We start from the raw sequence: 13,860 nt of genomic DNA, 5'->3' as shown, positions 1-13,860 counted from the left end.
AGTGTTGTATCGAGATTGAGAGAGTACTTGCCGCTGCTTCCCGAGAGGTCAATTGCCTCTGCGGGAGCGGTGAAAACCAGCGTCAGCGCAAGCGCCAAGGCGAGCGCTGCGGCACTCCGCCCCGTTCGGACCACCGTGATTTCGGACATCATGCTCATCTCCTCCCTCCTATCGTCTGTCTCATCGATGTCGCAGCGTCAAAAAACGTGATGCCACCCAACCCGATGTGTTGGATGGGCAAGATGGACCAGTCTGGTTTGAGGGGTATTTGCGCGAAGCGGAGGAGGGAGGGTGGACGAATCCTGAACCGGTAGATGTGAGCTTTGGCGCCCCACGGTCGTTGCAACGCCGTCCCCTTCCCCTGTCGATCATCAATACGATATGACTGTATCTACCACTCGAATGACGTTGCGAAGCATAACATAGCGAGGCTGTCAAACAGCCTATCTTGGAGATTGAGACCGGGCCTTTTTTCTGAGTATCGGTGCCCGGGCTGGACACCCGATGTTGGACGTCGGATGTCGGCGATTCGATATCGGAAATCGGATGTTGGATATTGGATGTTAAATTTGGATCGGCGTATGAACGCATTCACGAATACAGAACACTCAATATCAGGGCATCCAAGATCCAACATCAAATATCGAACATCGAGCATCCAGCATCCAGCATCCAGCATCGAGCATCGAGCGGACTAGAGCCCCAGCCGCTTTCTGGTCAGGGCTTCCAGCCCGCCAGCCAGAATGAGCTCCTGTGCCGCCGGGCCGAGCGGCGACAGCGGATAGCTCTCGCTGCGCCAGGTGGCTTTCGCATTCTGGAAATCGATCGCCAGGTCACCGGCCGGGATCGTCTTCGCCCCGCCATCGGTTTCGTCCGCATGCGCCGCACGAATCGCTCCGGAGAGGGCCGGGCTCTCGAGGCAAATAAAAGAGTTGTTGAACGCGTTCCGAAGATAGGTCTGCGAGAATGACGCTGCGATCACCATCTGGATGCCACGGTACTTGAGTGCGGTTGCCGCCTGTTCGCGCGAGGATCCGGAGCCGAAGTTGCGCCCGGCGACGATGATGTCGCCCTCGGCCGCGATCTCCTGAAAAGCCGGATCGTAGTTGGCCATCGCATGGGTCGCCATCTGATCGGGCGAAAGATCGTCGCGGTAGGTGACATCCTTGCCGTAGATACCGTCGGTATTGAGGCTGTCGACCGGGAGCAAGAGCGCGCGCCCGTCGAGCTTTGCCGGAAAGCCGTCGCTGATTGCGACCTCGCGCTCGAGCGGTTTCCAGCCGAGGTCGGTGTATGCGTAACCGGGCTCCGAGGAGCCGAGATCTTCGGGACCGGTGATGTATCCGGCAACCGCAGATGCTGCGACCACGGCGGGGCTTGCCAGGTAGGCCTTTGCGTCGCGGGAGCCCATCCGTCCCTTGAAGTTGCGGTTGGTGGCCGAGATCCCGACCTCGCCCGGCTCGAGCAGGCCGACACCGAGGCCGATGCACGCGCCGCATCCCGGGGGGAGCGCGATCGCACCGGCGTCGAGCAGGTCCTTCCATGCACCGTCTTCTTCGGCCTCCCGTTGCACTTCTGCCGATGCTGCCGCCACGTAGAGCTCGACGGTTTCCGCCACCTTCCGGCCGCGAAGCACCGCCGCCGCTTCGACCAGATCGTCGAAGCGAGCGTTGGTGCACGACAGGAGGTAGGCCTTCTGGACGGCGAGCCGATGCTCGGCCAGCTCGGCCGCGGATCGCATGACAGTGACGCCGTCGGGTCCGGCGACATGGGGTGACACCGCCCCGAGGTCGAGGGTGATCTTGGCGGCGTACGACGCGTCGCCGTCGGGTTCCGGGGGACGATCCTCCCAGTGCGCGATCATCTCTTCGTCGAGCCGGTGGCCGACGCCCTTCTCGGCGAGGATCGCGGCGCGGTCGCGGAGATAGTCAGCCGTGATCGCGTCGAACGGGAACCAGCCGACCAGCGCGCCCCACTCGGTCGTCATGTTGGAGATGGTCAGACGTTCCGATATCGACAGATTGGCGATGCCGGCGCCATGAAACTCGACCGCCGCGTTCAGCACCTCGCCGGCGTTGTAAAGCCCGCACAGGGTGATGATGACGTCCTTGCCGCTGACGCCGGGCCGGAGCGCGCCATCGAGCACGACCTTGACGGTGCGCGGAACCTGCCACCAGGTCACCGAGCTCGCCCAAAGGGCGGCGGCGTCGGTTCGGACGACCGGCGTGCCGACCGCAGCCAGCGCGCCGTACATGTTGGAGTGCGAATCGGAAGCGACGACCAGGGCCCCGGGATGGACGAAGCCCTGCTCGACCATCAGCTGGTGGCCAATACCGGCCCCGGCCGGGAAGAACGCCACGCCATGGGCGTCGGCAAATTCCCGGATGGACTGATACTTGGCGAGGTTCTCCTTACTCGTGTCCTGGACGTTGTGGTCCAGCGTGAAGACCGGCTGTGATGGGTCGGCAATCGATGTGGCGCCGATGGCCCGAAATTTTGGAATCACGGCGCCGGTGTTGTCGTGCGTCATGACGTGCAATGGCCGTACAGTGACCATGTCGCCCGCCCGCACCTCATACCCGGACGCAAGCCCCTCTGCATGTGCCTGCACCACTTTCTCGGTGATAGTCTGACCCATGAAAGCCTCCCAGTTATGAGTTATGAGTTGTGAGTTGTGAGTTCCCGCCCGGCCCACCGAATCGTCCTCCGCGGAGGGTGGGGGGCAACTCATAACTCAAAACTGAAAACTCAAAACTTCATTCCTTGGTTACCACCAGCTCCGACATCAACTCCCGAACGTCGTCGTACTCCTCTGTGCGATCGACCGCGGTCCGCATTTTCTCGACGTCTTCAGGGGTTGCAATTCCTTCGGCGAGCGCCGCGAACTTGCCGGCGATTTCATCGTCGGTCAGCGGGTTGCGTGGATCCCCCTTGGGATAATCGAGCCGCTTCTCGACCTCCCGACCATCTGTCGTCTTGATGACTACCCGGACGCGTTGCAGTTCGGGAAAGACCGCTTCGATTTCGGGATCGGCGAACACCTTCACCTTGTCGAGCTGGGCGCGGATCGTCGGATCCATGATCTTGGCGTCGGTGAACTGCACCGGCGTCACTTGCCGCTCGGCGACCGCGGCGGCGATCACGTAGGGTAGCGAGTGGTCGGCCGTTTCCTTGCTCCGCGGGTCGTACTTCGACGGGTCGGCGAGGATATCGGCCGCCCGCGCCAGAGAGTAGACCGTCACGGTCTCGACCTCGTCGGGAGTGAGGTCGTTCTCGATCATCAGATCGAGGGTTGCGGAGATCGGCGCGTGGGTCAGCGCCTCGGTCGGGAAATACTTCATCCCGCATTGCAGGATGCGCCACGAGTCTCCGAGACCTTCGGTGAGAATGGCGAATTTCCACTCGGTGTCGAAAACGTGGCTGAATCCCTCCTTGCCGTCGAGCACGTGCTCAGGTCCCGTGTAGCCGCGCTCGGCGAGCAGGGCGGCCAGGACTCCGCTCTGGGTGGCCATCGGGTCGACCGTGTTCTTCATCATCGTCAATTTGCCGGCGGTCACGGATCCGGTCGTACAGTGGCGAGAGGCAGAGATGCCGATCGCGTGCTGCATCTGTTCGGCGTTGAGGCCGAACATGCGGGCGGCGGCGATCGGCGCCGCTGCGGCGGTGAGAGTTGCGTGGTGCCAGCCGATCTCGCGCACTCCCGGGAAAGAGACCTCGCACAGTCGCTGCTCGAACTCGTAAGCGAGGGCGATGCCGACCAGCAGGTCGCGCCCCGATCCTCCGGCTCGCTCGGCCGCCGCCATCGCCGCGGGAATGATGTCCGACGGGTGCGACGGGTCCTGCTTCCAGTAGATGTCGTTATAGTCCATGACCCGGATCATCAGGGCGTTGAGCAGTGATGCCGACACCGGATCCCAGAGCTCGCCGGTCACCATGACCCTACAGCTGCCCGAGCCGGCAGTCTCCGTCAGCACCTCACGCGCAATGTGGACGTCGTGTTGCTGCGCCCCACCGAGCGCACAGCCAACCGAGTCCATCAGGAATCGTTTGGCCTCGAGCACGACCTCGGGTGGGAGGTCTTCATACTGTACGTTCGCAGCCCAGTCAGAAATGGTCCGAGTCACGTTTGTCATGGAAATCTCCTCGCGGTCACGGTGATGCCGCATCTAGGTGCGGCGAGATTGTACCGGAATTCCACCTGCCCACGTATTTCGAATTTCGTATTTCAAAATTCGAATTTTTACTTGCCCCCGGAAGATGGTTAATTGAGCGGAATCTCGAAACTCAAAACTCAAAACTCAAAACTCGAAAGCGTATGATGCCGCCGGAGGCTGCTATGGGTGAAAGGCGCACAGCCGCCTGCCTTGCGGTGGGTTCGGAGCTCTTGGGTGACCGTCGACTTGACTCGAATTCGCTCTGTATCACTGCGGTCCTCGCCCGGTACGGAGTCTCGGTCGAGGAGAAAAGGGTGGCCGGAGACTCGATCGGGCGAGTCTCCGCGGCGGTCCGCGAACTGTTTGACCGCTACGACGTGGTTGTGGTCACCGGTGGGCTCGGTCCAACGGCTGACGACGTGACGCGGGACGCGGTGGCCCGGGCGCTCGGTCGGCGAATCAAGCCCGATGCCGAGGTCGAGGAGTGGATCCGTGAACGCTACGCGGAGCTCGGGCGTGAAATGCCTGAGATCTGCACCTCGATGGCAAGGGTTGTCGAGGGTTCCACACCGCTGCGCAACTTGCGAGGCTCAGCGCCCGGACTGATGACCGAGGAGGGGGGACGGCTCCTGGCGGTGTTTCCGGGCGTGCCGTGGGAGATGGAGGAAATGCTCGAACGGGATCTCGAGCCACGGATCGCGCAGATGAGCCAGGGTGTCCGCAAGGATTCGCGAACGCTTTTGCTCGGCGGCGTGGTCGAGTCGGACACAGAGGAAAAGATCCGGCATCTCTATGCGGATTTCGGCCGCGAGAACGTCACCATTCTCGCGTCCTACGGGGTGCTGCGGCTGGTGCTCTCTGCTGAGGGAAATACAGAGCAGACGAAGAGTCGACTCGACGCGATGGAAGCGGCCTTTCGCGAGGCGCTTGGCGAGGACGTGGCCGGTGTCGATGTCGACGGCCTCCCGGATGTCGTGTTGATGCAGCTCGAGAGCCTGCGCCACACCCTGGCAGTGGCGGAGTCCTGTACCGGCGGTCTCATGAGCGCCCACCTGACCAACGTGCCGGGGGCGTCCGAGTCATTTCTCGGCGGCGTTGTGTCCTATTCGAATGATGCCAAGGAGAACCTCATCGACGTTCCGCACGAGATGCTGGTCGAACACGGAGCAGTGTCGGAGGAAGTAGCTCGCGCGATGGCGATGGGTGTGCGGGGGCGTTTTGTTTCGGACTGGGGAGTCGGCATCACCGGTATCGCGGGACCGACCGGAGGCACCGAAGAAAAACCGGTTGGACTCGTTCACTGGGCAGTCGCCGGTCCGAACGGTGTGACGGCGAGACATCGGGTCTTCATGGGCAATCGCTCGATCGTCCGCGAGTGGAGTCTCAATGCGGCTCTCGATCATCTGAGAAGATGCCTGTTGGTGTTCAGCGAATGAGCGGCCGCCCGATCCGCGCGTTCCTGGGGCTCGAGATACCCGAGACTGTCAGATCAAAGCTGGCGAACGCCGTGGATGATTTGCGTGGAGAGCTTCCGAGAGCGAGGTGGACCCGTCCCCTGGGTTGGCACCTGACGCTCAAGTTCCTCGGAGAGACGGACCGGAACGAGCTGGCAGCGTTGACCGCAGAGCTCGCGCCGCGAGTTCGTGGTCTGGAGCCGGTGTCTGTCGATCTCTCGAAAACCGGCTTCTTCCCGTCAACGGCACGACCCCGCGTGGCGTGGCTCGGAGGCTCCGCCACCGGAGCCGAAGCCGTGGTCGATAAGGTCGAGGAGGCGGCCGAAATCACCGGTTTCCGCCGCGAGCGGCGACCCTGGTCGGTCCACCTGACGTTGGCGAGGTTGAAGGAACGTTGGCCGGAGGTCGCAGTCAAGCGATTTCTGGCTTGGGGCGAAGGGCTCGACCTCAAGCGCTTCACATGTCCGGAGGTGGTGCTGTTCTCGAGTGACCTGCAACCCGGAGGTGCGGTGTACACTGCGCTGGAAAGGTTTTCCTGCAGGTGATACCCGAGCTTTTCCTGGTCCTGACAGCCTATCTCCTGGGCTCATTGCCCACGGCGCTGCTGGTTGTTCGGATGATGACCGGCAAGGATGTGCGGCGCACTGGGTCGGGCAATGTCGGCGGCACCAACGCCCTCCGGGCGGCCGGATGGAAGGCCGGAATCGCCGTCACCCTGGTAGACATCGGGAAAGGCGCGCTCTCGGTCGGATTGATGAAGTGGTACAACCCGGAGAGCGGCTGGATGGCCGCTGCGATGCTGGCTGTCGTGGTCGGCCATTGCTACCCCGTGTGGTTGAAGTTTCGTGGCGGCAAGGGCGTGGCCGCGGGTTTCGGCGCGTTTCTGATCATCGCGCCGACGAGTGCGCTCGCAGCGCTGGTTGTATGGATCGTCGTGCTCGCGATCTCGAGGTGGGTATCCCTGGCATCGATGGTGGCAAGCGCTACCTTTCCGGTCGCACTCAAGGTCATCGATGAGCCGGACCTCATAACGCTGGTCTCGGTCAGTGCGGCGGCTGTTCTGATCATCATTCGCCACAGCTCGAATATCCGCAACATGTTGGCCGGGAAAGAGGTCAGAGTGGGTGATGATTCCTGGAGGTGACGCGTGAGGTTGAGCGTTTTCGGTGGAGGATCTTGGGGCTCTGCAATGGCCCACCAGTTGGCCCGGCGAGGACACGAGATCATGTTGTGGGCACGCGAGCCGGAGGTGGTCGAGGGGATCAACAACCAACACCGCAATCCGCTCTTTCTCTCCGACCTCGATCTGCATCCCGACATCCAAGCCGTCAACGATCTCGAGGAAGCTGCGAACCACGCCGACCACTGGTTGTGGGTCGTACCGGCGCAGTTCAGCCGGGGGGTGATGGAGGCCCTTTCCTCGATCGTCAAGGCCGATGTAGTCGTCGTATCCGCCTCCAAGGGGATCGAAACAGAGACCTTGCGGCGGATGGATGAGATTGCCGGCGAGGTTTTGGAGCTGGAATCAAACAGGTTCTGTTGCCTCTCCGGTCCGACCTTTGCGCGCGAGGTTGTGCGAGGCGATCCCTCGGCCGCCGTGCTGGCCAGTCCTGATCTCGGGCTTGCAGCGTCGCTCCAGGAGGAGTTTTCGGACCACCATTTACGGTGCTATGCGGGTACCGATCTCGTGGGTGTCGAACTTGCCGGCGCCCTCAAGAACGTTATCGCCATTGCCGCTGGAATCGTTGACGGTTTGGGCCTCGGATTCAATACCCAGGCGGCTCTGATGACTCGCGGTCTGCACGAGATCACCCGGCTTGGGGTTGCCCTCGGTGCCGAGGCGGAGACCTTTCGAGGCCTTGCCGGGATGGGCGATCTGGTCCTGACCTGCACCGGCGGGTTGTCGCGAAACCGGACCCTCGGCCAGCGACTCGGGCGTGGGGAATCTCTGGCAGAGATCCTTGGCTCGATGCGGGAGGTCGTGGAGGGCGTCCGGACTGCGCCAGCGGCGGCCCGACTGGCCGAGGAGCATGACGTCGCCATGCCCATCACCGAGGCCATGACCAGGCTCTTGAACGGCGAGACGGATGCGCAGACGGCACTTTATGAGTTGATGACGAGGGAGCTCAAGGTCGAAGCGGAACTCTGACCGCCCACCCGCCCGATCTTTGATATTGGATCTTGGATTCGCCTGCCCGCCTCGTTTCCCATGATCGTGGAGGTCCCGACACCAATATCCAACATCTAATATCGAACATCCAATATCGAATATCTGTCTCTTCGTCAGCCGGCGTGTTGCTCGTCCTTCGGAATCCGCAGGCCGGGCACGAGGTTCCGTTCCGCGATGACGACGATTGCTTTCGGGTGCTCGGGGCAGGCGTTTTCGCACAGACCACAACCCGTGCACGCGCCGCTGCCGATCAATGGCCGCCCGCCGATCGACATGATGGCACGATCCGGATAGGGACACGCCGAATAGCACCGGTCACAGGTCTCGCCCTTGAAGGTGACGCAGCGGCGTGGGTTGACCCTGGCAATGCCGAGGCGCACCTGTTCGGGTCCGCCCGGGTCCACCAGAGCGCCGTCGGAGCAGGCGGCGATGCAGGGCAGGTCGGCGCACAGGTAACAGGCCTTGGTGGACGGCGAAATGACCGGGATCTGCCGATCGCCCTCGTGCGTGATCATGAAGATGCTCGATGTTGGGCAGACGGGAACGCAATCAGCGCATCCGGTGCAGGCGGCGAGAAAGTCCTCATCGGGCTTGAGTGCCCCGGGTGGGCGGAGCACCTTCGCGGGGTCGTTAGGGGTTGTTCCGGTGGCGGCAGTCGACACTTCGCGAAAGGCACTCATCCATCCCGTGAGCAGATCGCGGCGAGAGCGGCGCCGGTCATCGCTCACTGGACTATCCCTTTGGGTAGCGGAATCCGGTCCCAAGGGACGGACTCATCGATGATGCGGGTTTCACTGTGGTTGACTGCATCCGATATGAGCGCGTCGATGTCGAGCGCGCTCTCGGCGTCGTCGAGTTCGGCAGCAGTCGACTTTGTAGCCGGCCGTTCCGGCATGAGAAAAGAGCAGCAGTCGAAGTGGGGGATGATAGATGTCTCGTAGGTTCCGATGCGGCGAGCAATGTCGATGATCTCTGGCTTGTCTGCACCAATCAACGGACGCAGCACAGGCATCGTCGCGACAGACTCGACGGCACGGAGATTCTGGATGGTCTGCGACGCCACCTGACCCAATGATTCCCCGGTGATGAGAGCGTCCGAGCGAAAGTCGGGCGCGACGGCTTCCGCAAGCCGTAACATGAATCTCCGATAAAGGAGCACTCGCAGCTCTGCCGGACAGCGAGCCGCGATCTCTTCCTGTATCGGCAGAAGAGGAATCATCGCCAACCGAGCGGGCCCCTGGTACCGATTGAGAATTCTGATCAGCTCCTCGACCTTCTCGAGACTTGCAGGGTCGGTCCGGGGCACCGAATGGAAGTGGACGAAGTCGAGGTGCATTCCCCGTTTCATCACCAGGTAAGCGGCCACTGGAGAGTCAATCCCGCCCGATACCAGACAGCTGGCCCGACCACCGACGCCAACCGGAAGGCCGCCCGGCCCTTGGACGCGGTGAGACCAGGTGAAGATGCCCCGCTCTTCGACCAGGAGATGGATCGTCAATTCGGGGTTCCTGAGATTGACCGGCCATCCTTCGCGCTCCTGTATATGGGCACCGAGGTCGCGCTCGATCTCGGGCGACGTCATCGGGAATCGTTTCTCTGATCGCTGGCAGCGAACCGCGAAGGAGTTGGGCGTCAGACCTTTGAGCTGGCCGTCGAGATGGTTCTTGACATCCTGTATGGAGTGACCTGCGAAGTCCACCGCCATCATCGCGCCGATGCCGAAAACTGTGTTCAAACGTCGGGCTGCTTCGGAGAACTCGACCGGCTCTTTGAAGGTTATGAGCACCCGCCAGGAGGGTCGCTCGAGTGACGCCACCGGCAGATCGCCGAGAGCGCTGCGGACATTTTCGGTCAGAGTCCGCTCAAACCATCGGCGGTTGCCTCCTTTGAGGCTGATTTCGGAGGTCGTCGCGAGGACACGGGTCGCTTCACTCATCGTCAGAAGGGTAGCATTCGAAGAATTCGGAATTCAGAATGCGGTTTTCCCGATCACCCTCCCGTTCTCCCGAGGGTGCGTAGGAATTCAAAATTGAAAATTCAGAATTGAGAATTCAAAAAACGATTCTGATCGGTTCGACCACGAAGCTGAGTACGAAGATGAGGACCGCGGTCCATCCGGCGATCTGGCGCCAGCGCTCGAGTGGCCGTTCCTCGTCCCAGAGTCTGGGGTGCTGAGGCCGCATGATGAGGGCGATGACTACCCACAACCACCAACCCGGCCACACGAAGCCGAGTCCCGCGAAAATCCCGAGCACCGGCCAGACGAGGCGCCGATGCCAGCGGCCGAGAAGGGCATATCCGATGTGACCCCCGTCGAGCTGGGCAAAGGGAAGCAGGTTGAGAAGGGTTACCAGAATCCCGAACCAGGCAGCCACGCCGGTCGGGTGGAGCCACAGCGTCATGTCGTCGCTCAATCCGGGCCTGAAAATGAACTCGAGGAGCTGGTAGATGAGTGGCTCGCCGAACTCGAGATAAGAGCCGTCGGTAGGTGCTCTCCCAACTTCGGAGGCCGCGATGCCGTAAGCGAGAAAGGGGAGCAGGGCCACGAATCCCGCAATCGGACCGGCCGCGCCCACATCGAGAAGCTGTTTCTTGTTGCGGATCGGGTCCTTGATACGGATCACCGCTCCCAGCGTGCCGATGCCGAGGACCGGTAGCGGGAACGGTATGAAAAATGGCGGTGTAGCCGTCAGTCCGTGCCGACGGGCAGCCAGGTAGTGCCCGAGCTCATGACACCACAGGATGGTCAGAAGCGGGATCGAAAACTTGAGACCGGCGACGTAGACCCTTGGATCAGTCATGAGCTGAAGGAGTCCGAGACGGGCCATCTCCGCCGGAAGGCTTCCCCAGACAAGTCCGCCAACCATTGTGGTGCTGGCAAAGGTGGCAAGGAAGAGAAAAATGTGGAGCCACCACCGTGGGCGGTACGGCGTCTGGGGCGAAAGAAAATCCCCGGCGGCCGCGCCGCCGGGGCTGATGGGTTCTCGAGAAACGGGTGTTTCCACGCTCAGCTCATATCGCGCAACGCCTTGCCCGGCTTGAATCGGATGGTCTTGCCGGGTGGAATCTCGACTTCACGGCCGGTTTTCGGATTGCGTCCGATTCCTCGTTTCCGGTCTTTGACCTGGAACACACCGAATCCGCGCAACTCGATGCGATCACCGCGAAGGAGAGCGCTCTTCATGCCTTCGAAGAGAGCGTTCACTGCCTCGGTAGCTTTTGGTTTCGGAAGATCGGTGGCCTGCATGACACGCTCAACCAGGTCCGATTTGATCATCCAGTCCTCCTTCCCCAGGCACGGGGACTTGAGTTTTACCGGGAAGCTCAATCATTGTCAAGGGTTAGCTCGCGCCATCAGAAGAATTCCGGTGTCGATTCATCGAAAAAAACTCCCGCGGTCACCGCGGGAGTTCGAGCCGAGCATTCACTGATCTAGAACGGAACGTCGTCCGCGTCGTCCGGGAAGCTTTGCGCGACGGCTCCGTAATCCTCGCGGGGAGCGCTGTCGCCGGCACCTGATCGTCCGCCCAGCATCTCCATCTGCTCCATGTGGATCTCAGTGAAGTACTTCCTCTGGCCGTCCTGCTCGTAGGTGCGAGTGCGAATCTGCCCCTCGATATAAAGCTGTTTCCCTTTCGTGACGTAGCGATCGCAAATTTCTGCCAGCTTGCCCCAGGCGACGATGTTGTGCCATTCGGTCCGGGGATTGCCATTCTCGTCCTTGAATCGGCGGTCGGTCGTCGCGAGCGAGAATTTCGCCAGGTTCTGGCCACTTTGAGTGGAGCGAAACTCGACATCTCGGCCCACGTTTCCTACCAGGATGACCTTGTTGATACCCATGATTGTCTCCTCCCTGCGTGGATGGGACAACGGCAGCCTAGCATAGCGCTATGCGCGGTGCTAGGCTGCCGAATTCTGAATTTCGAACTCCGAATTCCGAATTCGACCGGCCGCAATGGACGCCCGAGCTTTGCCCCACTATCGCCATCTCGAAGAGCATTGTCGGTGGTAACGTGAATGGCGTGAGTCAGGAAGAACGCGTTGTCCACCACGCAGCACGGATGGCGGTGGTGACACTCTTCTGCAGGGTCAGCGGTTACCTCAGGGACAAGGCTCTGTTTTCAGTGATTGGTGCGGGCCACCTCTACGACATGTATCGGACGGCCAACCGCATACCGAACGCGTTCCGGGGTCTGTTTGCGGAGGGGACCCTGCACGCCGCATTCGTGCCAACGCTCTCGCAACTGACGGGCCGAGAAGGAGATCGCCGGGAAGCGGTGGAACTGTTTCGCGGGCTGCTCGCGGTCCTGCTGTTGGTTGTCGGATTGGTGGTGGCAGTCGGGATATTTGTCTCGCCGTGGTTGGTGAGGCTCTACGCGGAAGGTTTCTCTGCGACCTCGGGCAAGCTCGAGACAACCGTCCTGATGAATCGAATCATGTTTCCCTATTTGCTGCTCATTTCACTCGCGGCCCTCCTCCAGGCCGTCCTCAACAGTCACGAAAAATTTCTCCTGGCCGCCTCAACGCCGATGTTTTACAACCTGACCATTGCGGGAACCGCATGGTTCATCCTGCCGCATTTCGAAAACCCGGCACCGGTGTTGTCGATTGCTGTGCTGGTCGGCGGGTTGTTCCAGTTTGCAGTCCAGGCTCCGGCGGTTCGACGACTCGGATTCACGTTGCGTCCTTTGTGGAACGGGATCTCGAGCCCGCAGGTCAAAGCGGTCCTCTTGTTGATGCTGCCCGGCATTCCGGTCCTCGGCATCAATCAGATCAACCAGTTGGTCTCGAATCGTTTTGCGAGCTTCATCGACTCGGGCGTGAGCTACACCTATGGTGCGTACCGGGTTACCGAGCTCGTATTCGGTGCGGTTGTGGTGCAGCTGACAACCGTGCTGCTTCCCCTGTTGTCTCGCGAGCTTCGATCGGATCCCGAACGGGCCCCGAGGACCCTTCTTGGAACCGTAACCCTGGTGTCGTACGTGACCCTACCGGCCGCTGCGGTGATGGCCGTGCTCTCGCGTCCCCTGATCGGGCTGCTCTTCGGTGGAGGGAGGTTCGACGCGGTCGATGTGTCGATTACCGGCGCGACATTAGCGGCATACGCCTTTTCCCTCGTCGGCACCGGCCACGTGAAGGTCATGGCGACTGCATTCTTCGCCCAGAAGAACACGCGCACGCCCATGTGGGGAAGCCTTGTCGCGCTTATCATCTTCACCGTGGCGTGCGCCATCCTCGTCGGGCCGTGGGCCACCGTGGGCCTCGGCCTGGCGAATACCGTCGCTATGGCCTGTTTCGCCGTGTTCCTGACCATTCTGTACGCAAAGAGGTACGGCTTGAGCGCCGCGCAACCTGCGAAGGCGGTGGCGGGGGTGGGTCGACAGCTGGTTGCGACAGCCGTCGTGGCTGGCGGTTTGTATTACGCGAGCCCCTGGCTGGCGACGATCGAACATACCTCGCTCGATGGAGCGTTTCGGTTGGCCGCTGTGCTCGTCCCGGCAGCCGCCCTGTACGTCGGAATCGTGGCGCTGCTCGGCGGACGTGAGCTGGCACTTTTGGTGTCGGCCTTCAAAGGTGGAGAGCCAACATGAAAATGGTGATCCAACGGGTGTCCCGCGCCGAGGTGAAGGTGGATGAGAGGACCACCGGACGGATAGCAGCCGGCCTGGTCGTGTTGGTCGGGTTGGAGCGGGGGGACGGCGAGCGACAGCTGGAACGTGCGGCACGACGGGTGGCGACCCTGCGGGTATTCGCCGATGCCGAAGGCAGGATGAACCGAGGGCTGGGTGAAGTCGATGGAGCGGTCCTCGCGGTGTCCCAGTTCACCCTCGCCGGGTCGATCCGGAAGGGCCGTCGACCGAGCTTCGACAAGGCCCTTCCCGGAGAGGCCGCGCAACCCCTCTTCGACCGCTTCGTCGAGCTTCTGAGGGCTGAGGGTGTACGTGTCGAGACCGGGGTTTTCGGCGCACTCATGGATGTCGAGCTGATCAACGACGGACCGGTCACCCTTATATGGGAGGATCCGCCTGAGCGGTGAATGAGGAATTAGGAATGAGGAATTAGGAATGAGGAATTAGGAGTG

The 13,860-nt window shown here is 61.6% G+C and carries 13 protein-coding genes; 6 read left to right on the top strand and 7 right to left on the bottom strand.

Annotated features, from left to right (window positions below; all coding sequences use genetic code 11):
• Positions 1-694 precede the first annotated feature (694 nt).
• A complete protein-coding gene (gene lysF / locus LJE93_15365; protein MCG6950292.1) occupies positions 695-2,638 on the bottom strand; it encodes a homoaconitase in 1,944 nt (647 codons plus the stop codon).
• Between the two features lie 118 nt (positions 2,639-2,756).
• Positions 2,757-4,133: an MmgE/PrpD family protein gene (locus tag LJE93_15360; GenBank protein ID MCG6950291.1), complete on the bottom strand. Its 1,377-nt coding sequence runs from the start codon at positions 4,131-4,133 to the stop codon at positions 2,757-2,759.
• A gap of 203 nt (positions 4,134-4,336) precedes the next feature.
• On the opposite strand from LJE93_15360, the gene LJE93_15355 reads away from it, so the two are divergent.
• Genes LJE93_15355 through LJE93_15340 form a run of 4 tightly spaced genes read left to right on the top strand, consistent with a single transcriptional unit; the run spans position 4,337 to position 7,757 of the window.
• On the top strand, positions 4,337-5,590 hold the full coding sequence (locus LJE93_15355) for a CinA family nicotinamide mononucleotide deamidase-related protein (GenBank protein MCG6950290.1): 1,254 nt from the start codon (positions 4,337-4,339) through the stop codon (positions 5,588-5,590).
• Positions 5,587-6,153 (top strand): RNA 2',3'-cyclic phosphodiesterase, encoded by a 567-nt coding sequence (gene thpR, locus LJE93_15350; protein MCG6950289.1) that lies wholly within the window; start codon positions 5,587-5,589, stop codon positions 6,151-6,153. Before LJE93_15355 ends, thpR begins: the two co-directional genes overlap by 4 nt.
• On the top strand, positions 6,150-6,752 hold the full coding sequence (gene plsY / locus LJE93_15345) for a glycerol-3-phosphate 1-O-acyltransferase PlsY (GenBank protein MCG6950288.1): 603 nt from the start codon (positions 6,150-6,152) through the stop codon (positions 6,750-6,752). Before thpR ends, plsY begins: the two co-directional genes overlap by 4 nt.
• A gap of 3 nt (positions 6,753-6,755) precedes the next feature.
• The gene (locus tag LJE93_15340) at positions 6,756-7,757 is read left to right on the top strand and encodes an NAD(P)-dependent glycerol-3-phosphate dehydrogenase (protein MCG6950287.1); all 1,002 of its coding nucleotides are present in this window, start codon (positions 6,756-6,758) and stop codon (positions 7,755-7,757) included.
• Positions 7,758-7,891: 134 nt separating this feature from the next.
• Here LJE93_15340 and LJE93_15335 read toward each other — a convergent pair whose 3' ends face one another.
• The 5 genes from LJE93_15335 to LJE93_15315 all read right to left on the bottom strand — a co-directional run bounded on the left by LJE93_15335 (position 7,892) and on the right by LJE93_15315 (position 11,618).
• Positions 7,892-8,506 (bottom strand): 4Fe-4S dicluster domain-containing protein, encoded by a 615-nt coding sequence (locus LJE93_15335; protein MCG6950286.1) that lies wholly within the window; start codon positions 8,504-8,506, stop codon positions 7,892-7,894.
• Entirely contained in the window at positions 8,503-9,714 is a 1,212-nt protein-coding gene (gene thiI, locus LJE93_15330; GenBank protein ID MCG6950285.1) for a tRNA 4-thiouridine(8) synthase ThiI, read from the bottom strand. The genes LJE93_15335 and thiI overlap by 4 nt, the downstream gene beginning before the upstream one ends.
• A 115-nt stretch (positions 9,715-9,829) precedes the next feature.
• Positions 9,830-10,783, bottom strand: a complete 954-nt coding sequence (locus LJE93_15325) for a site-2 protease family protein (GenBank protein MCG6950284.1) — start codon at positions 10,781-10,783, stop codon at positions 9,830-9,832.
• A gap of 2 nt (positions 10,784-10,785) precedes the next feature.
• The gene (locus tag LJE93_15320; protein MCG6950283.1) at positions 10,786-11,055 is read right to left on the bottom strand and encodes an integration host factor subunit beta; all 270 of its coding nucleotides are present in this window, start codon (positions 11,053-11,055) and stop codon (positions 10,786-10,788) included.
• Positions 11,056-11,210: 155 nt separating this feature from the next.
• Entirely contained in the window at positions 11,211-11,618 is a 408-nt protein-coding gene (locus LJE93_15315; GenBank protein MCG6950282.1) for a single-stranded DNA-binding protein, read from the bottom strand.
• A gap of 182 nt (positions 11,619-11,800) precedes the next feature.
• On the opposite strand from LJE93_15315, the gene murJ reads away from it, so the two are divergent.
• Positions 11,801-13,369 (top strand): murein biosynthesis integral membrane protein MurJ, encoded by a 1,569-nt coding sequence (murJ, locus tag LJE93_15310; GenBank protein MCG6950281.1) that lies wholly within the window; start codon positions 11,801-11,803, stop codon positions 13,367-13,369.
• Positions 13,366-13,815 (top strand): D-tyrosyl-tRNA(Tyr) deacylase, encoded by a 450-nt coding sequence (gene dtd / locus LJE93_15305; protein ID MCG6950280.1) that lies wholly within the window; start codon positions 13,366-13,368, stop codon positions 13,813-13,815. Before murJ ends, dtd begins: the two co-directional genes overlap by 4 nt.
• Positions 13,816-13,860: the final 45 nt, after the last annotated feature.

This window comes from Acidobacteriota bacterium (assembly GCA_022340665.1).
In the GTDB taxonomy this organism is placed as follows: domain Bacteria; phylum Acidobacteriota; class Thermoanaerobaculia; order Thermoanaerobaculales; family Sulfomarinibacteraceae; genus Sulfomarinibacter.
Note: the sequence above shows the minus strand (reverse complement) of the source record. Positions and strands in the feature narration are given on the sequence as shown.

Excerpts from the sequence above, each read along its gene's own strand:
- dtd (MCG6950280.1), top strand. The coding sequence starts at position 13,366 with ATGAAAATGGTGATCCAACGGGTGTCCCGCGCCGAGGTGAAGGTGGAT.
- LJE93_15315 (MCG6950282.1), bottom strand. The coding sequence starts at position 11,618 with ATGGGTATCAACAAGGTCATCCTGGTAGGAAACGTGGGCCGAGATGTC.
- LJE93_15360 (MCG6950291.1), bottom strand. The coding sequence starts at position 4,133 with ATGACAAACGTGACTCGGACCATTTCTGACTGGGCTGCGAACGTACAG.
- LJE93_15320 (MCG6950283.1), bottom strand. The coding sequence starts at position 11,055 with ATGATCAAATCGGACCTGGTTGAGCGTGTCATGCAGGCCACCGATCTT.
- LJE93_15355 (MCG6950290.1), top strand. The coding sequence starts at position 4,337 with ATGGGTGAAAGGCGCACAGCCGCCTGCCTTGCGGTGGGTTCGGAGCTC.
- lysF (MCG6950292.1), bottom strand. The coding sequence starts at position 2,638 with ATGGGTCAGACTATCACCGAGAAAGTGGTGCAGGCACATGCAGAGGGG.
- thpR (MCG6950289.1), top strand. The coding sequence starts at position 5,587 with ATGAGCGGCCGCCCGATCCGCGCGTTCCTGGGGCTCGAGATACCCGAG.
- thiI (MCG6950285.1), bottom strand. The coding sequence starts at position 9,714 with ATGAGTGAAGCGACCCGTGTCCTCGCGACGACCTCCGAAATCAGCCTC.